This window comes from Amycolatopsis sp. NPDC088138 (assembly GCF_044741685.1).
In the GTDB taxonomy this organism is placed as follows: Bacteria; Actinomycetota; Actinomycetes; order Mycobacteriales; family Pseudonocardiaceae; genus Amycolatopsis.
This window is the reverse complement of the sequence record NZ_JBIUTB010000001.1, coordinates 1,314,675-1,332,410: the sequence shown is the minus strand read 5'-3', so window position 1 is coordinate 1,332,410 and position 17,736 is coordinate 1,314,675. Positions and strand designations below refer to the sequence as shown.

Genomic DNA, 17,736 nt, shown 5'->3' with positions numbered 1-17,736 from the left:
TCCCCATGAAGATCCACCACCTCAACTGCGGGTCCGTGCGGCAGATCGAAGCCCCCGGACTCCCGGCCGCCCCGGCCGTCAACCACTGCCTGCTCGCCGAAACCGAGCGCGACGGCCTCGTCCTGGTCGAGACCGGACTCGGCCTCGGCGACGTCCGCGATCCCGAGACCACTCTGGGCGCCGACTGGGTCGCGATGACCCAGCCCGCGCTCGCCGAAGACGAGACGGCCATCCGGCAGGTCGCCCGGCTCGGGTTCGACCCGGCCGACGTGCGGCACGTCGTCGTCACCCACCTCGACGTCGACCACTGCGGCGGCCTGCCCGACTTCCCCGGCGCGCGGGTGCACGTGCTGCGCGCGGAGCTGGACGCCGCGATCGCCGAAGCGCCGAGCTTCCGCTACCGCCCCGCGCACTGGGCGCACGGCCCGGCCTGGGCCGCCTACGACGCGCCGGTCGGGGACGACTGGTTCGGCTTCGCGTCCGTGCCGCTGACCGGGCTGCCGCCGGAGATCCGGCTGGTGCCGCTCGGCGGGCACACCGCGGGCCACGCTGGCGTCGCCGTCCACGACGGCACCCGCTGGCTGCTGCACTGCGGCGACGCCTACTACTACCACCGGGAGCTCGACGTCCTGCCGGAGCCGCACCCCGTGCTGGACGTCGTCCAGACCCGCTCCGAAATCCACCACGACCTGCGGCTGGGGACGCAGGCACGGCTGCGGGAGCTGGTCCGCCGCCACGGTGACGAGGTGACGGTCTTCAGCGCCCACGACCCGTGGGAGCTGGCCAAGCTGCGGGCCTAGGAGTCGGCGCGAGCGCGGGAGGCCGGGGCCTCGCCGGTCAGGTGCGTGAAGGTGCCGGTGAGGGCCAGCAGCCGGTCGAGGGCGGGCCGGCGGTTGTCCAGGTGCAGCCGGCGGCCCGCACCGGTGACGACGGTGTGCACCCGCAGCAGCGCCGACAACCCGGAGGAGTCGCAGAACTCGATGCCGTCGCAGTCGAGCCGGACGTCCTCGACCTCGGGCGCGTCGGCCAGCCGGGCCCCGACCAGCCGGGGCAGCATCGCGGCGGTCGCGTACTCGAGCTCGCCCACGATGACGACGTGAGCGGTGTCCGCCCGCGGCGACGTCCAGGTGCAGGTCAGTGCGGTGCTCATGCGGACAGCCCCGATCCGGCGGCGTGGCCCGCCAAGTGCGTGCGCGCGGTGCCGAGCAGCCCGGTGGCCCGCGGGAAGTCGCGGAGCTCCGCCTCGAGCAGGTCGAGCGCGGGCACGAGCGACGCGGCCGGCACACCGCGCGCGGTGAGGATGCCGGCCGTCCAGGTCAGGAACCCGGTGAACAGCTCGCCGTCACCGACGTAGAGGGCGGTCGCGAGGAACTCGACGATGTGCGCGATGTCCTCGGCCGTGTGCTGGCGCTGCAGGTCGGTGTAGGCCCGCATCGCCGGGATCCGCTCCTCCAGCCCGGCCAGGACGGCCTTCACGAGCTGGCCGGACGTGCGCGTGACCAGCGTGTACTCCTGATCGGCCAGGTGGGGCAGGTCGTCGAGGGGCTGGTGCCCGGTCTGGGGCCGGGGGAGCGGCTCGGCCAGCCTGTCGGCGGCCGAACGGGCGTCCGGGGCCCAGGCTTCGGCACCGAGCAGCCGCGCGTACCGGCCGTCCGGCCCGAACGCGGCGCCGCCGGCGATCACCGGGGTCGCCGCGGCCTGGCACGCGGTGATCGTCGCGTGCGCCGTCGGCAGCCGGGTGGCGATCGAGCTGGACAGCGCGACCGCGTCCGGCCCGGTGCGGTGCAGGTGGGCGACCAGGTGCGGGGCCGGGACCTGCGCGCCCAGGTAGTCGACGTGGAACCCGCGCAGCCGCAGGACCTCCGCGAGCAGGCGGGCGGGCATCGCGTGCCACTCGCCGTCCACGCAGGCGACGGTGACGCGGCCGAGGTGCGGCTCCGGCCGCTTCAGGACGTAGCCGAAGGTGGCGATGACGCGGTCGTTGATCGCCGTCGCCGCGTGCTCCTGCGCGACGGTCAGCCGGTTGGCCGCCCACTCCTGGCCGACCTTCCGCTGCACCGCGCCGATCACGTCGAGCAGCACGCTCTCGGGGTCGAGGCCCTGGCTCAGCGCCTGGACCACGACGTCGCCCGCGGTGTACTCGTCGCCGGTGGTGACGGCGTCCCAGAGCCGGTCGGCGTTCTCGGCGATCCTGGCCGGGCCGGTGCGGGTCGAGGCGCTCACGCGGTGTACCTCCCGCGGCCGTGCCCGCCGACCGCGGCGAGGTGCTGCCCGCGCGGTGCGGTGATCGCCAGTACCGCCATGTCGTCGTGGTCGCCGCGCCCGATCCACTGCGCCGCGAGCATGTGCACCCGCTCGACGACGGCGTCGGCCGGCATGTTCGCGCATTCGGAGAGGATCTGCCGGAGCCGGTCCTCCCCGAACATGACGTCCCCGAGCGGGCCGCCCTTGGCCTCGATGATGCCGTCGGTGAACATCAGGCAGGTCTCGCCGGGGTTGAGCGTGACGTCCGCGCTGACCGACTCGATCTCGGGCAGCACGCCGATCAGGCTGCCGCGGGTGTCGGCCTCCTCGACCCGGCCGTCCGCCCGGACGATCAGGGGCGGCGGGTGGCCCGCGCAGGTGACGCGCAGCCGCACCGTGGCGCCCTCGCGGCGCGCGGACGCCAGCACCAGCGTGACGTACCGGGTGTCGTGGCCGCCGGCGATGGTGCGGTTGAGCAGGCCGAGCAGCCGGTGGTGGTCACCGGCCATCGGCAGCAGCGCCCGCAGCGTTGTGCGGATCTTGCCGGTCAGCACGGCGGCGTCGAGGCCCTTGCCGCAGACGTCGCCGAGCACGGCCAGCGACTCCTCGGCGTCACCGTCGATCACCGAGTGCACGTCGTAGAAGTCGCCGCCGATCCGCTCACCGTCGAGCGCCGGGCGGTACCGGCCGGCGAACTCGACCCCGCCGAGCTGCTCGAGGGTCGGCGGGAGCAGCTCCCGCATCAGCGTGTCGGTGATGGACGCCTGCAGCGCGAACACCCGCGCCGCCGACATCGCCGCGCCCGCCCGGGCCGCGAAGAGGCGGGCGAAGAGCTCTTCCTGCTCGCTGAAGGACCGCCGGTCGCCGCTGCGCAGCAGGACCAGGGCACCGGCGGGCACGCCGTGGCCGGGCAGGGGAGTCACGACGATCGAGCCGACCGGGCCGAACTCGCCCGGCAGCACCCAGCGGGGCGCGGCGTCCGGGTCGAGCCAGCGCGACGGCACGGGCGGGAAGCCCTGCAGCGCCTCGCCGAGCCCGGGCAGCTCGTCCGGGTCGATCTCCAGCCGGCCGCGCGACGGCTCGCCGCCGCGCACGCAGGTGACGGCGGGGTAGAGCCCGCCCGTCGCGGGCGCCAGCACCATGGCGGCGTCGGCCAGGTGCTCCGCGGCCAGCCGGGCGGCGACCTCCATGCAGCGTTCGAGGTTGAGCGAGCCCAGCAGCGCGGCGGAGGCCTCGCCGAGGAACGCCGTCCGCTCCTGCTCGTGGGCCAGCGCGTCCTGGGCGGCCCGGACGTCGGTCTCGTCGACCAGCCACCACGTCACGGCGTCGCCGTGCGGGACCGGGTGCGCGGCGATGAACCGCTCGCCGACCTCGCCTCGGGTGATTTCGCTCGTGCGGCGCTCGTCGGCCTCGGCCAGCCAGTCCGCGACCGCGCCGGCCAGCGGGCGGCCGGGGGCGGCGTCCGGGAAGAGCAGGCGGGCGGACTCGTTGAGGGCCCGGATCAGCCCGGCGCCGTCGGCCACGATCGCCGCGGCGGGCGCGGCCTCCCAGCCCCGGTCGACGGTGAGCGGGGTTGCGGGGGCGGTCTCGAGGCGCTCAGCCATGGGCACCCGGGTCGGTCGCCAGCTCGGCCCACAGGGTCTTGCCGCCGGGGCGGCGCAGCTGGCCCCAGGCCGCCGCGCAGCGTTCGACCAGCAGCAGCCCGCGGCCGCCCTGATCGGACGGCGTGCGGCGCCGGGCCACCTCGCCGCCGGCGTCGTCGACCTCGATCCGCAGCTTGGCCACGCCGGGCAGCAGGCGCACGTGGTAGGGCGCGCGGCCGTGGCGCAGGGCGTTCGAGGTCAGCTCGTCGACCACCATGACCGCGGTGGTGACGACGCTCGCCGGGAAGCCCGCGAGTACGGACCGGACCCAGCCGCGGACCTTGGCCAGTTCGGTCAGCTCGGAGGTGATGCCGAGTTCGTGCCGGGCCGGACGCAGGTTCATGTCCGCCTCCTCCGTGCCGGGTCCCGCGGGGATGTCGTCCCCTGCGGAGTGCCCCGAACCGGGCTCACCCACACGGGTGCTCGAGATGGTCATGTCTCATCACCCCAGGAGGCGCGGGCCGCGGCGACCGTCGGGTGCAGCGGCATGACGTCGCCGAGACCCAGCAATTCGATCGGCCGGACGACGGCGTGGACGGTGGTCGCGACGGCGAACCGGCCGCCCGCCTCCTTCAGCCGGGTGCCCAGGCGCAGCAGGACCTGCAGGCAGCTGGAGTCGCAGTACTCGACGCCGGTCATGTCCAGCACGATCCGGCGGGCGCCGGGCTCGGCCGGCAGCAGGTCCGCGAGTTTCGCCGAGACGGCCAGGTCGAACTCGCCACGCAGGACGAAGACGGTCACGTCCCCGGCGTCGTGCTCGTCCAACGACCAGCCTTCACCGGAGGCGCGCTGCCGGGGCCGCGTTGCGTCGGTGGTCATGGGTTGTGCTCCAGGAGGGGACGGGATCGACTAACGGCGGGCTGGCGGCTCAACCCGCTCGAGGAATCTACCAGCGCCCCCCGCTCCGGGCAGCGCACAGCCGTTACCGTCCTTTGAGGACTTCCTCGGTCCGGGCGGGTGCGGGGACCGGTTCGGGCGGTGGGCCCGCAGGTGAGGGCACGATCGCGGCGTTCACGGTCCGGGTCAGCCGTTCGTAGGGTGCGCGGTGCTCGTCGTCGAGCAGCACGGCCAGTGGCGTCCAGACCAGCACGACGAACGCCGACGCGGCCAGGGCGAGGGGCAGGAGCAGCTGTTCGGGGTGGTTCGCGAGGTCCCACCGGTCCAGGTCGAGCAGCAGCCAGGTCAGCCAGAGCGGGGACAGCAGGACGCCGTTGCGGACCAGCAGCGAGATCGGCCCGGCCCGGCGGCCGCTGCGCCGGGCGACCCGCAGCAGCATCGCCCGCTTGCCCGGCGTCGACCCGGTCACCGCGGGCAGCACCACGAACCACACGATCGCGAGGATGACGACCGGCGTGTCGCGGTGGCGCATGTCCTCGCCGAACAGCGTCAGCAGGCCGAACAGGAACCCGAGCAGCGCGGCGAACCCGAGCAGGTCGGTGGCCAGCGCGAACAGCCGCCGGGTGAAGGTGACCTTCGTGGCGTAGCGACGGCGGTCGTGCTCCGGCTCCAGCGCGGGCAGCACCCGGCCGAGCGGTCCGGCGATCAGCCAGCCGAGCGCGGCACCGGCGGTGTTCAGGATGAGGTCGTCGACGCTGAACAGGCGGTACGGGCACGGGTAGACGAACCACAGCCCGGTCAGCTGCGTCAGCTCGAACAACAGGGAGAGGCCGAACCCGGCCAGGATCGTCGGCACCGCGCGCATCCGCTGGGCGTAGCGCAGGAACAGGCCGAGCGGGACCAGCATCACGACGTTGAGCGCGGTGGTCCAGATGGCGGGGTTGTGCAGGATCGCGCTCGGGCTCCAGTGGCCTCGGGCGCGTTGCGACACGACTTCGACGAAGTAGAACGGCCGCAACTGGGGAGAACTCGCGTAGCTGTGCCCGGCGCAGAAGTTCGGGTTGTCGGGCAGCGGCAGCACGGTCTGCGTGGCGATCGCCAGGAGGTAGAAGACGAAGGTGTAGAAGACGACCGTCGTCCACCCGCCGGCACGTCCGCGGCGGCGGTAGCTGACGAACGCCGCCGGCAGCATGACGACCAGCACGATGAGCGGGAAGAGGTAGAGGGCGGTACGGACGGGGACGAGATAGGTGGCGACCACGGAGCCGGTGGTACCCAGCCGAGGCGCGAGCGAAGCGTGCTTCGCCCGGACGGCTGGGCAGTCACCGGCATCGCGTCACTGCGGCGGTGCGTCCTGCTGGCCGCCGCCCTGCTTGTGCAGGAAGTCCTTCACCTTGCCCGAGCCCTGGTCGATCTTGTCGGCGTGCTCGCCGAACCGCCCCTTGGCGGCTTCGGCGGCCTTGTCGACACCCTGGTCGGCCTTGTCGGGGTTGTTGCCCAGGGCCTCTTTCGCCTTGTCGAAAAGACTCATCGGTAGGGCTCCATTCGGAATAGCGGGGCTTCGGTCGTCCCGAGCAAAACACCCGGCCGACCGGCCCGCAACCGAACGGCCGATTTCCTTCCCCGGTAGGGGGTATCGAGGCTCTTTCGTGGGTGAAAGACGGCGATCCCGGTTTGAGGCCGCGGGTATCGGGTAACGGCGATTCCTTTCGGGCCCGCGCCCGGTCGGAACGGATATGAACCGCATTTCCCTGACCGAAGCCGCCCGTGAAGTCCTCGACGGCCCGCACACCGCGATCATCGCGACGTCCAACGCCGACGGCCGGCCGCAGTCGTCCGTCGTCTTCGTGAAACGGGACGGCGACAGCGTCGTGTTCAGCACGATCGAGGGCCGCCTGAAAACCCGGAACATGCGCCGCGATCCGCGGGTCAGCCTGCTGGTCGCGAGTGGACCCGGCCGCTACGTCGAGATCCGGGGGAGTGTCGAGCTCACCGCCGATCCGGAAAAGGCGCTGCTGCACGAAATGTACCGCCGGTACATGGGTGGGCAGACACCACCCCCGGAACCCGGTGCCCAGCGGCTGATCGTCCGGATCCTCCCGGAAAAGGAGTACCTCTGGCCACCCGCGGCCTGACGTCGAGGCGGTGCGTGAACCACGCACCGCCACGATCCGTATATCGGGTGAGGACCGCCGTCCCCGCCGCAGGGGCCCGGCGGCCGACCCCTGTGAACCTTGATGTGAGGCCGCGCCATGATGGGAACCACCGGTCTGCCGCACCCGCGGCGTGTCCGACGCCGCACCCCGGACGGAGGTACGGCGCTGCCCGACTTCGGCCTGCCGCGGGCCGCCCGGCGGCACGCCGTCGCGGGCGTGGTGGTGACCACCTTGGCCGCGCTCCTGGTGCTCTTCGCGTTCCTCGCGCCGGACGACCTCAACTCGTTCTCGCCAGAAGCCCTGGTCCGCGTGCCGGTGGAAGGCCTGATCATCGCCGCGTTCGTGCTGGTCCTGCCGCCGCGCCCGCGACGGGTCGTCGCCGTGCTGGTCGGGCTGGTGCTGGGCCTGCTCACCGTGATGAAGGCGCTCGACACGGGCTTCTACGCGACGCTCGAGAAGCCGTTCGACCCGGTTTACGACTGGAGCTTCTTCAACGCCGGCGTCGAGTTCCTCGCCGGGGAGATCGGCAACGCGGCGGCCTACGCCGTGCTGGCCGGGGCGGTGCTGCTCGCGATCGCCGTCGTCGCCTTCATGGTGCTCGCGATGCTGCGGCTGACCCGCATCGCCGCCGGGCGCCGGACCGGGTCGTCGCGGGTGGTGGCCGTGCTCGGGGTGATCTGGATCGTCTGCTCGGTGTTCGGCGTCGAGATCGCGCCGGGCCAGCCGATCGCGGCCCAGAACGCCGCCGCGCTGGCCTACGACGACCTGCGCCAGGTGAGCACCGACCTGCGGGAACAGCGGCCGTTCAGTGAGCTGGCGGCCGAGGACGCCTTCCGGAACACCCCCGGTGACCAGCTGCTCGCCGGGCTGCGCGGCAAGAACGTGGTGCTCACGTTTGTCGAGAGCTACGGCCGGATCGCGCTGGACGACCCGGGGTTCGCCCCGAAGATCGGCGCGACGCTCGACGAGGGCACCGCGCAGTTGCGCGCGGCCGGCATCGGAGCGAAGAGCGCGTTCCTGTCGTCCTCGACGTTCGGCGGCGGCAGCTGGCTCGCGCACTCCACCGTCGAGTCCGGCATGTGGATCGACAACCAGCAGCGCTACAACAACCTGCTCGACAGCGACCGGCTGACCCTCGGCGGCGCGTTCCAGAAGGCGGGCTGGAAGACCGTCTGGGACGTGCCCGCGCACACCAAGGACTGGCCGGAGGGCCAGCGGTTCTACCACCCGGACGCCTACTACGACTTCCGGAACATCGGCTACCAGGGGCCGGGTTACGCCTACGCCACGATGCCGGACCAGTACACGTTCTCCATGTTGCAGCGCAACGAACTCGCGAAGTCGGCCCAGAAGCCGGTGATGGCGGAGGTGGACCTCGTCTCCAGCCACGCGCCGTGGTCGCCGCGCCCCTGGCTGGTCGACTGGAACCAGGTCGGCGACGGCTCGGTCTTCGCGCCGCAGCCGGCGGCGGGGGAGGCGCCGGAGTCCGTCTGGAAGGACCCCGCGAAGATCCGCGACGCCTACCGGGACGCGACCGACTACTCGCTGAAGACACTCATCTCGTTCGTGCAGCACTACGGCGACGACAACCTGGTGCTCGTCTTCCTCGGCGACCACCAGCCGCCGGTGGTGACCCCGCAGGGCGCGGTCCACGACGTGCCGATCACGATCGTGGCGAAGGACCCGAAGGTGCTGGACCGGATCTCCGGCTGGGGCTGGACGGACGGCCTGCACCCGGCCGCGCAGGCGCCGGTCTGGAAGATGGACTCCTTCCGCGACCGGTTCCTGACCGCTTTCGCCCACTGAACCGGGTTTGCGTGAGCCCTGGGGCAAGGGCGTCACCCTTTGCTGTCGGTCCGGGGGCCCGGGCTAGCCCGGATGGAGCAGTGTGGTGACGTTCCGCTGCGCGGGATTCACTTGCCCGATGAATTGCCGGTAATTCTCACGCACTTCTAGGCTCCTTATGTCGGGGTTCTCCGCGCTGAGGAGTGGTCATGCGAAGGAAATTGGCGGCACTCGCCGTCGCAGTTTTTTCCCTGTTCGGTCTGACGGTCGGGACCGCGGCCGCGGCCGGCAGCGATTTCGCACCACCCGGCTGCTTCGGAGAGCGTTACGGCGTGCTTTTCGGCCAGGGGGTTTCCGTCAGCTGCTTCCCTGGTGAGGGCTACGGCTACCGGGTGATCGCGCACTGCACGAACGGCAGCGCCTTCTGGTACGTGGTCGGCGATTTCGTGCCGTACGGATTCGGCCCGGCCGTCGCGGAATGCACCGGCGCGCTGCTCGTCCCGGCCCGGGTGTACGGCTACCAGGTCGACGAGATCTGATTTCCCGCCGCTTTCCGCCCGGTCGCCCTTTCGGGTGGCCGGGCGGAAGCGCGTGCTTTTACCGACGGTCAGGAAACGCGCCGGTCGTCCATCGCGTCGCGGTCCCAGTCGATTCCGAGGCCGGGTGATTCCGGCGGTACCGCGTGCCCGTTCTCGACGGTCATTTCGGTTCGCGTGATCGCGCGCAGCTGCGGGATGTGCTCGACGTAGCGGCCGTTCGGGACGGCCGCGGTCAGGCTCACGTGCAGTTCCATCAGGAAGTGCGGGCAGACCTCGACGTTGAAGGCTTCGGCCAGGTGGGCGACCTTGAGCCACGGCGTGATGCCGCCGACCCGGGCGACGTCGGGCTGCACGATCGAGGCGGCGCCGCGCTGCAGGTAGTCGCGGAACTGCGCGATCGAGTACAGCGACTCGCCGACGGCGATCGGTACGGGCGTCGACGCGGCGAGGCGGGCGTGCCCGGACACGTCGTCGGCCGGCAGTGGCTCTTCCAGCCAGAACAGGTCCAGCGGCGCGAACACCGCCGCCCGCCGGATCGCCTCGGCGGCGGTCATCGACTGGTTGGCGTCCACCATCAGGTCGAACCGCGGGCCGACGGCTTCGCGGACCGCGGCGAGCCGTTCGAAGTCCTCGCCGGCCGAGGGTTTGCCGATCTTGACCTTGACGCCGCCCCAGCCGGCGGTCTCGGCGGCCTTCGCGCCCGCGACGAGCTCTTCGGTGCTCAGGTGCAGCCAGCCGCCTTCGGTGTCGTAGAGCGGAACCCGCGCGCCGAACCCGCCGGCGACCCGCCACAGCGGCTCGCCGGCCCGGCGGCACTTGAGGTCCCACAGCGCGATGTCGACGGCGGCCAGCGCGAGCGACGTGATCGCGCCGACGGTCGTGGCCCGGGTGGCGGCGAACAGGTCCCGCCAGAGCGCCTCGACCAGCCGCGAGTCGCGGCCGACGAGCCGGGGGAGCAGGTGGTCCCGCAGCAGGGCGACGACGGAGCTGCCACCGGTCCCGATCGTGTAGGAGTAGCCGAGCCCGCTCCCGCCGTCGTCGGTGCTCAGCTCGACGAAGACGGTCTCCTGGGACACGAACGCCTGCACGGCGTCGGTGCGGGCCTGCTCGACCGCGACATCGACGAGAAAAGCTTCCGCCCGCGTGACGACAGCCACTCATCCCCCTGACGCTGAATCCTATAGGAAATAGGATTCTGACGGGGTGTGGGTGGCCCTGTCAACGGCCTGGGTGTGGGGTGGGACCGCGGAGGCGGGGCAGTGTGTCGAGGCGGGCCTTCGGTATTGGGTCGCGCTGTGGGGGTGGCCGCGGTGCGGGGGTCGGCGCCGCGGAGGCCTGGGCAGTGGTGTCTGCGACCGGCTCTGGCTCGATGTCGGCGGTGGCTGCGGTGCGGGTTCGGCTTCGCGGAGGCGGGGCCGTGGTCGCGATTGGCCTTTGGTGTTGGGTCGCGCTGCGGGGGTGGCCGTGGCGCGGGTTCGGCATCGCGAAGCCGGGGACAGCGGTTTCGCCGCCGGCCTTTCAGCTTTGCGTTGCGCTGTGGGGTGGCCGCGCCGCGGAGGCCAGGGGCAGTGGTGTCGCGACCGGCTCTGTGCGATGTCGGCGTTGCGGCAGTGGCCGGGGCGCGGGTTCGGCATCGTAGAGGCAGTGGCGTCGCGGCCGGCTCCGGAGGGATTTCGGCAGGGCGTCGCGCTGCGGCGCCGCGGAGGCGGGACAGCGGTTTCGCTGCCTGCCTTCGGTGTTGCGTCGCATTGTGGGGTGGCCGCGGAGGCGGAGGCGGTGGTCGCGACGGGCCTTCGGCGTTGCGTCGCGCTGTGGGGTTGACCGTGGCTTGGGGTGGCCGCGGAGGCGTGGACAGCGGCGTCGCGACCGGCCTACGCGCGATGTCGGCAGCGTCGTGCTGTGGGCCGCCGTCGGGCGAGGCGGTGCTCGTTCGTGGCGGGAACGGCGTCCGCACAGGGGACTGTCATGCACCTCTGCTGCCCTGCCGACTCTGGTTTCGGCCGGTGCGCGCGGATCCGTGCTCTACTTGGTTCAGACCTTTTACAACGTTGTAATGGAGGGTTCCCGACGCGCGGCGCGAACCGGTGAAGCCGGTTCGCGCTACTTCTGTGCGCCACGGAAAGCGTTGTAAGACAACGCATTCAGGCATCAAGTACACAGTGGACAGTCGTTCGCTCCTGCTAACTGCGGACAGAAAACCGGACAATTCTGGACCTGGCCCGGACCCGGCCGCACACTCGGCGGACAGTGTGTTTCTTTCCCCCGGCCTCGGAGGAGTCCCCATGCGTCGAAGAATCGCCCTGGCTCTCGGCGGCGCCGCCGTCCTCACCGCCAGTCTCGCCAGCAGTGCCCTCACCCCCGCCGTCGCGCAGGCGTCACCCGGCCTGATCGCCGCCATGCAACGGGATTTCGGCCTGACCGCCGCCCAGGCCGAAACCCGGCTGGGGCAGGAGATGACCGCTTCACGGGTGCTGCCGGACGCGCAGCGCGCCGCCGGCGCCGCGTTCGGCGGGGCCTGGTTCGACCCCGCGCTCGGCAAGCTCGTCGTCGGCGTGACCGATCCCGCCGCGGCCGCCGCCGTCCGGCAGGCCGGTGCCGAGCCGACGGCCGCCGCGGTCAGCGCGGCGAAGCTCGACGCCGCGAAGGCCGCCATCGACGCCACGGCCCAGGCGCACCCCGCGCCGGCCGGCGTCAGCGGCTGGCGGACCGACGCGCGCACCGGCAGCGTCGTCGTCACCCTGCAGCCGGGTGCACGGGGCGCCGACGTCGACGCCTTCGTCGCGCAGGCCCGGAAAGCCGGCCCCGTCACCGTGACGTCGACGCCGAAGGCCGAGACGTTCTCCGCCGGGACCGTCGGCGGCGACCCGTACTACATCAACGGCAACACCCGCTGTTCGATCGGCTTCTCCGTCAACGGCGGGTTCGTCAGTGCCGGCCACTGCGGCGGCGCGGGCAGCTCGGTCGTCGGCTGGGACGGCTCGGCGATGGGCACCTTCGCCGGCTCTTCCTTCCCCGGCAACGACTATTCGTTCATCCGCATCGGCAACGGCTGGTGGACCGCGCCGGTCGTGCTCGGCTGGGGCACCGTCAGCGACGCGATCGTCCGCGGCTCCTGGGTCGCGCCGGTCGGCACCTCGGTGTGCCGCTCGGGTTCGACGACGCACTGGCACTGCGGTGTCGTGGAAGGGCTCAACGAGACCGTCAACTACTCCCAGGGCGCCGTCTACCAGGTGACCCGCACCAACGTCTGCGCCGAACCGGGCGACTCCGGCGGCTCCTTCATCACCGGTGACCAGGCGCAGGGCGTCACCTCCGGCGGCTGGGGCAACTGCAGCTCCGGCGGCGAGACGTGGTTCCAGCCGGTGAACGAGATCCTGCAGACCTTCGGCGTCGGGCTCGTCACGGGCTAGCAGGGGCACGACGCCGGTCGCGGGACCTAGGCTGGGCCGATGACCTCGCCCCTGCCCGCGATCGGCGTCGTCCGCACCGCCCGGACGGAGCTCGAGCACACGCCCGTCCAGGCGGCCGCGAACCGCGCCGAGGAAGGCACGATCGAACTCGACGCGCGCTTCGCCGAAGGACTGGCGGGCCTCGCCGGGTTCGACTACGCGTGGCTGCTCAGCTGGCTGGACCGGCCCGACCGGCCGGGCGGCCTCACGCAGGTGCCGTACCTGCTGCGCCGCGAAGGCCGCCGGATGGGCATCTTCGCCACCCGCGGCCCGCGCCGGCCGAACCCGATCGGGCTGAGCCTCGTCCGGCTGCTCGACGTCTCCGGCACCACGATCCGGTTCGCCGGGGTCGACCTGCTGGACGGCACGCCGGTGCTGGACCTCAAGCCGTACGTCACCCGGTTCGACCGGCCGCCCGGCGAGCCCGCCTGCGGCTGGTTCGACGCCGTGGACGTGCCCGAGGGCGTCACCCCGGCGCGGCTCGCCGAGGAACCCGGCTAGGTCTTGAGCAGGCTCGCCAGCCAGGCGCCGAGCACCTGCTGGACGTCGGCGCGGGTGCGCGCCGGGTCGTCCGCCGCGGCGATCATCCGGGCCGCCTCCATCACCGCGCTCAGCACGAGCTGCGCCAGCGCGGGGACGGGCAGCTCGACGATCAGGCCGTCCACTTTGGCCTGGTCCAGCACGCGGACGATCAGGCCGAGGCCGTACTCCGCCTCGATCTCGCGCCAGACGTCCCAGCCGAGCACGGCCGGCGCGTCGGTGAGGGAGATCCTGCGGACGTCCTCGCGCAGGCACGCGTCGAGGAACACGCCGAGGCCGAGCGCCATGCCGGTCAGCGGGTCCGTGCCCCGGTCGAACGCGGCGCCGACCTCGTCGGTCAGCTCGCGTTCCAGCTCCTCGACGACCGCGCGGAACAGGCCCTGCTTGTCGGCGTAGTGGTGGTACAGCGCGCCGCGGGTGACGCCCGCCGCGCGGGTGATCTCGTCCGCCGGCACGGCCTGGTAGCCGCGGGTGGCGAACAGCTCGCGCGCGGCGGCGACCAGAGCGGCCTTCGTGCCGGCGGAACGGTCCTGCTGGGTACGTCGCACCCGCCTAATCTGCCATGACACCCGCGAACTCGACGACGTGGCGGGCCAGCACGGCGGGCTGGTCCTCGGAGACGAACGTGTAGGAGTCCGCGATCTCGACGAGCTTCGCGTCGGGCAGTAGCGCGGCGAGCCGGTGGGCGAGGCCGATCGGGAACAGCTTGTCCTCGGCCGCCCAGGCGAGCAGCACCGGCCGGTCGAACGTCCGCAGCGCCTCCGCGGCGGCCAGCGTGTGCCGCCGGTGCACGTCCCGCAGCAGCTTGCGCAGGTCGCGCCGCACCCCGGCGGACTTCCGCAGCGGCGCGAGGTAGGCCTGCGCGACGTCGTCGGGCAGCGGCCGTTTCACCACCCAGCCGAACAGCATCGGCAGCGGGTAGAGCACGCGGAAGCGCAACAGCTGGCCGAGCACGGCCATCGAGCCGGGGATCCGCGCGATCGCCGGCAGCGGCTTGAAGATCGGCGGGAAGAAGTACTCGAAGCAGTCGGACGGCGTGAGCACGACCCGCCCGACCTGCTCCGGGCGCCGGCTGAGCAGGATCTGTGTCAGCGCGCCGCCGGTGTCGTTCGCGACCAGCGTGACGTCGCGCAGGTCCAGCGCCTCCAGGAAGTCCGCGATCACGTCGGCGGCGCCGGCGGGGGAGAGGTCGGCGTCCGCGCGCATCGGGAGGTCGTGCGAGCCCAGCGGCAGATCCGGGGCCAGGCACCGGAACCCGGCCGCGGCGACGTCCGGCACCACCTTCCGCCAGAGCTCCGCGTTCGTCAGCACCCCGTGGACGAACACCACGGGGGCGCCGGTGCCCCGCTCGAAGTACCGCACCTCGCCGGCCGGCAGCCGGACCCGGTGCTCCCGACCCAAGGATTCGCTTCGTGTCATGCCGGCAGATTACATACGTACAGCATGTATGTAAATGAGATGGCTCAGCGCACGGTGACCGCGAGTGAGCGTCGTCAGGAATTCACCAGATCGGCGCCGAGGTTGGCGGGGACCGGTGTGCGGCCGCCGGGGTGTTGGCGGTTGTTTGGGCCCGCGGTGTCTGCTGCGGGCTCCTCGCCGAGTACCCGGAGGCCTTGATGAGCCCGTTCGCCGCTTTCGATCGCCGCACCCTGCTCAAGACCGCCGCCGGGGCCGGGATCGCCCTGGCCGGCAGCGTTGCCGCGATGGCCGCGTTCCCCGGGGTCGCCGCGGCCTACTCGTGGCCGTCTTCGCTGCGGTCCGGCTCGACCGGTGCCGCCGTGACGGAACTGCAGATCCGGATCGCGGGCTGGGCCGCCGACGGGCCGCGGCAGACCTACGTCGCCGTCGACGGCGACTTCGGACCCGGGACCGAAGCCGCTCTGAAGCGGTTCCAATCGGCCAACCACCTGACCGCCAACGGCATCGCCGATTCGGACGACTTCACGGCCCTCAACGCCCTGGAATCCGCCGACGGATCGACCGCGCACTTCGAATTCAGCGAGTTCACGTCGAACGACGGCACCGGGTTCGGCGGCGGCAAGGTCGGCGCGGCGACGGTCAAGGAGAACGTCCGGCGGCTGATGTACAAGCTCGAAGCCCTGCGGACCAAGGCGGGCAACCGGGCGATCACGATCTCGTCGGGCTTCCGCAGCGTCGCGCACAACCAGGCGGTCGGCGGCGCGTCGAACAGCATGCACGTCTACGGCACGGCGGCGGACGTCTACGTCAGCGGCCTGAGCACGCGGCAGGTGTACGTCCTCGCCGAGGCCTGCGGGTTCTCCGGGCTGGAGCGCTACACGCTCTCGGACGCGCACCAGCACGTCGACAGCCGGATCGAGTACGCCTACGGCTCGCAGAGCTGGTGGTGGGAGAGCGGCACGGTCAGCTGAAGTCGATGGTGATGCCCCCGGGCGAGGCTTCGGGGAAAGGTCGGATCCAGGGGCATCACCGCCCGCGGGACAGCTGACACGATGTCCTGCGGTCCAACCACCCTACGAACTCCGGGGCCGTCCGACCAGGGCCTCGATGCGGTGTCGAAGGTTTGTCGCCCGGTCGGTCACGAGGCCCACGGAGAGTGGGTCTTTCGTGCTGATCGAGCGTCGCTCGCGCTCGCTTGACCGGCCGCTCGTTCGCGCCTAGCCTTAAGTTGAAACTTCAACCGATTCGCGCGCGCAGCACGGGCCAGGAGCACCGATGTCGATCTTTCGCCTGAACCACGCCGTGTTGTACGTCCGGAACGTGGCCGAGAGCGTGGCGTTCTACCGGGACCTGCTCGGCTTCGACTACATCGAGGGCGGCGACGCGCACCGCGGCGCGGCCTTCCTGCGGGCCCCGGGCTCGACCAACGACCACGACCTCGGCCTGTTCGAGCTCGGCGCGCACGCCGCGGACTCGGGCGCCGGGCAGACGTCGGTCGGGCTCTACCACCTCGCGTGGGAGGTCGACACCCTCGGCGACCTCGACCGCATCGCCGGCCTGCTCGAAGCGGCGGGCGCGCTGGTCGGCTCGTCCGACCACGGCACCACGAAGTCGTTGTACGCCAAGGATCCCAGCGGGATCGAGTTCGAGGTCGTCTGGATCATCCCGCGCGAGCTGCTGACCGACGCCGACCGCGACAAGAGCAAGGCGATCGGGCGGCTGGACCTGGCGGGCGAACTGGCCAAGTACGGCGCCGACGCCCGCAGTGGCGTCGGCATCTCCCGTCCCTGACTCAGGAAGCCAGCTCGTTCGCCCGGACGCGGTTGCGTGCCGGCGACGAAGTCCGGTGCAGCGCACGGAGGTTGCCCAAGGCGAAGCGGCCCGGGCCGACGAACGCGACGGCCAGCAGCGCCCAGCAGAACAGGGTCGCGGCCTCGCCGCCGTTCTGGATCGGGAGCAGGCCGTCCGGCAGGTGCACCGTGAAGTAGGCGAACGCCATCGAGCCCGAGCCGAGCACCGCGGCGACCCGCGTGCCGAGCCCGACGCAGACCAGCACGCCGCAGACGAGCTGGATCACCGCCGCCCACCAGCCCGGCCACGCCCCGACGGCGGCGGTCGTCTTCGCGCCGAAGACGCCGAACAGCGTTTTGGCGCCGTGGCAGGCGAACAGGAAGCCGATCACGATGCGGTAGAGCCCGACGACGTGCTCGCGGGCCGGGGCCAGACGGTCCATGGTTCCTCCGGGAGGCGGGTGCGGGCGGCATCCGGCGGGCCGGCGGTGTGGCCGGCCTTCGCGGATTCGGTACGACCAGATATACCGGCCCGCCAGGATTTGCCACACCCCCCGAAAGTCGCGTGAGGACATCACGCGCGAAAATGTGTACCACTGGCCGGGCCGGTCGGCTTTACCGGTTAACCGCCTTGCCGGGCAAGGGAAAACCCCGGAGGTCTGGCATTTCGCCAGTCTGGTCCAGACCAGTTAGCCGAGTGGTCCGCCGGGGGTTTCGAGAATGTTTCCGGCTCTTTTCGGAATCGTCCCGGACTGGGCCTGACGGATCAGTGCCGCGACCCGTTCGGCGTCCGGGATCGCCCACAGCTCGGGGGTGAACGGCGCCCACGCGCCCCGGTACGACATCTTGATCAGCCGCCACCGGGCGAGGGGGTCGGTGCCGAAGGTGACCGTCCCGGTGCCGTCGTCGCCGACCCTGGCTCGGGCCGGCTGCAGGAGGTTGAGCCACACCCAGCGGAACTCCGCGCCGGTCGGCCACTGCGCCACGAAGACGATCCGCCGGTCGGTCACGAAGTACGTCTCGACGTTCAGGCGCGCGCGCCGGATCTGCAGACGGTGCTGCCACTCCGTCGAGAACGCGGCAGCGAGGCCAGGTAACAGGCCCAGGCCGTAGTACTGCGCGTTCGACTCGCCGACGGCGACGAGCGTGATCAGACCGCTCACCAGCAGCACGAAGCCGAAGAGCAGCACGTAGTTTTCGTAGAGCCAGTGGCGGCGCACCACCGGCGCGCCCGACCAGAGCACGCGTTCGCCGGTCTGCAACGGGTACGGTTCCATGTCGTCCTCCCCAGACGTCGGGGAGTACACGCGCGAGGGCCGTAACCGGTTGCATCC

20 protein-coding genes are annotated in these 17,736 nt (G+C 72.0%); 8 read left to right on the top strand and 12 right to left on the bottom strand.

The annotated features are described in order from the left end of the window. The first annotated feature begins 5 nt into the window (after nt 1-5). Nucleotides 6-800: an MBL fold metallo-hydrolase gene (locus ACIOD2_RS06020; protein ID WP_400534886.1), complete on the top strand. Its 795-nt coding sequence runs from the start codon at nt 6-8 to the stop codon at nt 798-800. Here the strand turns inward: ACIOD2_RS06020 and ACIOD2_RS06015 are convergent. The 7 genes from ACIOD2_RS06015 to ACIOD2_RS05985 form a co-directional block, all read right to left on the bottom strand. Further along, nucleotides 797-1,150 (bottom strand): STAS domain-containing protein, encoded by a 354-nt coding sequence (locus ACIOD2_RS06015; RefSeq protein ID WP_400534884.1) that lies wholly within the window; start codon nt 1,148-1,150, stop codon nt 797-799. The two genes, ACIOD2_RS06020 and ACIOD2_RS06015, sit on opposite strands and share 4 nt — an antisense overlap. Then, nucleotides 1,147-2,223, bottom strand: coding sequence for a B12-binding domain-containing protein (locus ACIOD2_RS06010; RefSeq protein WP_400534882.1), 1,077 nt, complete (start codon nt 2,221-2,223; stop codon nt 1,147-1,149). Before ACIOD2_RS06010 ends, ACIOD2_RS06015 begins: the two co-directional genes overlap by 4 nt. Then, nucleotides 2,220-3,848 carry a PP2C family protein-serine/threonine phosphatase gene (locus ACIOD2_RS06005; RefSeq protein ID WP_400534880.1) on the bottom strand — a complete coding sequence of 543 codons (1,629 nt, stop codon included), beginning with the start codon at nt 3,846-3,848 and terminating at the stop codon, nt 2,220-2,222. The genes ACIOD2_RS06010 and ACIOD2_RS06005 overlap by 4 nt, the downstream gene beginning before the upstream one ends. Continuing rightward, a complete protein-coding gene (locus tag ACIOD2_RS06000) occupies nt 3,841-4,230 on the bottom strand; it encodes an ATP-binding protein (protein ID WP_400534878.1) in 390 nt (129 codons plus the stop codon). The genes ACIOD2_RS06005 and ACIOD2_RS06000 overlap by 8 nt, the downstream gene beginning before the upstream one ends. 89 nt (nt 4,231-4,319) lie before the next feature. Continuing rightward, a complete protein-coding gene (locus ACIOD2_RS05995; RefSeq protein WP_400534877.1) occupies nt 4,320-4,706 on the bottom strand; it encodes an STAS domain-containing protein in 387 nt (128 codons plus the stop codon). Between the two features lie 103 nt (nt 4,707-4,809). Next, nucleotides 4,810-5,985, bottom strand: a complete 1,176-nt coding sequence (locus tag ACIOD2_RS05990) for a VanZ family protein (protein ID WP_400534875.1) — start codon at nt 5,983-5,985, stop codon at nt 4,810-4,812. Nucleotides 5,986-6,060: 75 nt separating this feature from the next. Beyond that, nucleotides 6,061-6,255 (bottom strand): antitoxin, encoded by a 195-nt coding sequence (locus ACIOD2_RS05985; RefSeq protein ID WP_400534874.1) that lies wholly within the window; start codon nt 6,253-6,255, stop codon nt 6,061-6,063. Nucleotides 6,256-6,460: 205 nt separating this feature from the next. On the opposite strand from ACIOD2_RS05985, the gene ACIOD2_RS05980 reads away from it, so the two are divergent. The 3 genes from ACIOD2_RS05980 to ACIOD2_RS05970 all read left to right on the top strand — a co-directional run bounded on the left by ACIOD2_RS05980 (nt 6,461) and on the right by ACIOD2_RS05970 (nt 9,204). Next, on the top strand, nt 6,461-6,859 hold the full coding sequence (locus tag ACIOD2_RS05980) for a PPOX class F420-dependent oxidoreductase (RefSeq protein ID WP_400534873.1): 399 nt from the start codon (nt 6,461-6,463) through the stop codon (nt 6,857-6,859). A gap of 117 nt (nt 6,860-6,976) precedes the next feature. Beyond that, complete coding sequence (locus ACIOD2_RS05975; protein ID WP_400534871.1) at nt 6,977-8,686, top strand: sulfatase; 1,710 nt, start codon at nt 6,977-6,979, stop codon at nt 8,684-8,686. Nucleotides 8,687-8,874: 188 nt separating this feature from the next. Next, nucleotides 8,875-9,204: a hypothetical protein gene (locus tag ACIOD2_RS05970; RefSeq protein WP_400534870.1), complete on the top strand. Its 330-nt coding sequence runs from the start codon at nt 8,875-8,877 to the stop codon at nt 9,202-9,204. 68 nt (nt 9,205-9,272) lie between these two features. On the opposite strand, the gene ACIOD2_RS05965 is transcribed toward ACIOD2_RS05970, so the two are convergent. Further along, complete coding sequence (locus ACIOD2_RS05965; protein ID WP_400534868.1) at nt 9,273-10,361, bottom strand: mandelate racemase/muconate lactonizing enzyme family protein; 1,089 nt, start codon at nt 10,359-10,361, stop codon at nt 9,273-9,275. 1,125 nt (nt 10,362-11,486) lie between these two features. On the opposite strand from ACIOD2_RS05965, the gene ACIOD2_RS05960 reads away from it, so the two are divergent. After that, a complete protein-coding gene (locus ACIOD2_RS05960; protein ID WP_400534866.1) occupies nt 11,487-12,614 on the top strand; it encodes a S1 family peptidase in 1,128 nt (375 codons plus the stop codon). A gap of 39 nt (nt 12,615-12,653) precedes the next feature. After that, nucleotides 12,654-13,154: a tRNA (N6-threonylcarbamoyladenosine(37)-N6)-methyltransferase TrmO gene (gene tsaA / locus ACIOD2_RS05955; RefSeq protein WP_400534864.1), complete on the top strand. Its 501-nt coding sequence runs from the start codon at nt 12,654-12,656 to the stop codon at nt 13,152-13,154. Here tsaA and ACIOD2_RS05950 read toward each other — a convergent pair. Together ACIOD2_RS05950 and ACIOD2_RS05945 are read right to left on the bottom strand one after the other, a co-directional pair. After that, a complete protein-coding gene (locus ACIOD2_RS05950; protein WP_400534862.1) occupies nt 13,151-13,741 on the bottom strand; it encodes a TetR/AcrR family transcriptional regulator in 591 nt (196 codons plus the stop codon). The two genes, tsaA and ACIOD2_RS05950, sit on opposite strands and share 4 nt — an antisense overlap. Nucleotides 13,742-13,745: 4 nt before the next feature. Continuing rightward, a complete protein-coding gene (locus ACIOD2_RS05945) occupies nt 13,746-14,612 on the bottom strand; it encodes an alpha/beta fold hydrolase (protein WP_400534860.1) in 867 nt (288 codons plus the stop codon). Nucleotides 14,613-14,809: 197 nt separating this feature from the next. On the opposite strand from ACIOD2_RS05945, the gene ACIOD2_RS05940 reads away from it, so the two are divergent. Beyond that, nucleotides 14,810-15,583 (top strand): D-Ala-D-Ala carboxypeptidase family metallohydrolase, encoded by a 774-nt coding sequence (locus ACIOD2_RS05940; RefSeq protein ID WP_400534858.1) that lies wholly within the window; start codon nt 14,810-14,812, stop codon nt 15,581-15,583. Nucleotides 15,584-15,887: 304 nt separating this feature from the next. Continuing rightward, a complete protein-coding gene (locus ACIOD2_RS05935; protein WP_400534856.1) occupies nt 15,888-16,403 on the top strand; it encodes a VOC family protein in 516 nt (171 codons plus the stop codon). Nucleotide 16,404: 1 nt separating this feature from the next. Here ACIOD2_RS05935 and ACIOD2_RS05930 read toward each other — a convergent pair whose 3' ends face one another. Together ACIOD2_RS05930 and ACIOD2_RS05925 are read right to left on the bottom strand one after the other, a co-directional pair. Next, nucleotides 16,405-16,845 carry a DoxX family protein gene (locus tag ACIOD2_RS05930; protein WP_400534854.1) on the bottom strand — a complete coding sequence of 147 codons (441 nt, stop codon included), beginning with the start codon at nt 16,843-16,845 and terminating at the stop codon, nt 16,405-16,407. 246 nt (nt 16,846-17,091) lie between these two features. Continuing rightward, nucleotides 17,092-17,679, bottom strand: coding sequence for a hypothetical protein (locus ACIOD2_RS05925; protein WP_400534853.1), 588 nt, complete (start codon nt 17,677-17,679; stop codon nt 17,092-17,094). Between the last annotated feature and the right edge of the window lie 57 nt (nt 17,680-17,736).

Coding starts and splice junctions, on each gene's coding strand:
- ACIOD2_RS06020 (WP_400534886.1), top strand. CDS start 6: ATGAAGATCCACCACCTCAACTGCGGGTCCGTGCGGCAGATCGAAGCC.
- ACIOD2_RS06015 (WP_400534884.1), bottom strand. CDS start 1,150: ATGAGCACCGCACTGACCTGCACCTGGACGTCGCCGCGGGCGGACACC.
- ACIOD2_RS06005 (WP_400534880.1), bottom strand. CDS start 3,848: ATGGCTGAGCGCCTCGAGACCGCCCCCGCAACCCCGCTCACCGTCGAC.
- ACIOD2_RS06000 (WP_400534878.1), bottom strand. CDS start 4,230: ATGAACCTGCGTCCGGCCCGGCACGAACTCGGCATCACCTCCGAGCTG.
- ACIOD2_RS05995 (WP_400534877.1), bottom strand. CDS start 4,706: ATGACCACCGACGCAACGCGGCCCCGGCAGCGCGCCTCCGGTGAAGGC.
- ACIOD2_RS05985 (WP_400534874.1), bottom strand. CDS start 6,255: ATGAGTCTTTTCGACAAGGCGAAAGAGGCCCTGGGCAACAACCCCGAC.
- ACIOD2_RS05980 (WP_400534873.1), top strand. CDS start 6,461: ATGAACCGCATTTCCCTGACCGAAGCCGCCCGTGAAGTCCTCGACGGC.
- ACIOD2_RS05975 (WP_400534871.1), top strand. CDS start 6,977: ATGATGGGAACCACCGGTCTGCCGCACCCGCGGCGTGTCCGACGCCGC.
- ACIOD2_RS05970 (WP_400534870.1), top strand. CDS start 8,875: ATGCGAAGGAAATTGGCGGCACTCGCCGTCGCAGTTTTTTCCCTGTTC.
- ACIOD2_RS05960 (WP_400534866.1), top strand. CDS start 11,487: ATGCGTCGAAGAATCGCCCTGGCTCTCGGCGGCGCCGCCGTCCTCACC.
- tsaA (WP_400534864.1), top strand. CDS start 12,654: ATGACCTCGCCCCTGCCCGCGATCGGCGTCGTCCGCACCGCCCGGACG.
- ACIOD2_RS05945 (WP_400534860.1), bottom strand. CDS start 14,612: ATGACACGAAGCGAATCCTTGGGTCGGGAGCACCGGGTCCGGCTGCCG.
- ACIOD2_RS05940 (WP_400534858.1), top strand. CDS start 14,810: ATGAGCCCGTTCGCCGCTTTCGATCGCCGCACCCTGCTCAAGACCGCC.
- ACIOD2_RS05935 (WP_400534856.1), top strand. CDS start 15,888: ATGTCGATCTTTCGCCTGAACCACGCCGTGTTGTACGTCCGGAACGTG.
- ACIOD2_RS05930 (WP_400534854.1), bottom strand. CDS start 16,845: ATGGACCGTCTGGCCCCGGCCCGCGAGCACGTCGTCGGGCTCTACCGC.
- ACIOD2_RS05925 (WP_400534853.1), bottom strand. CDS start 17,679: ATGGAACCGTACCCGTTGCAGACCGGCGAACGCGTGCTCTGGTCGGGC.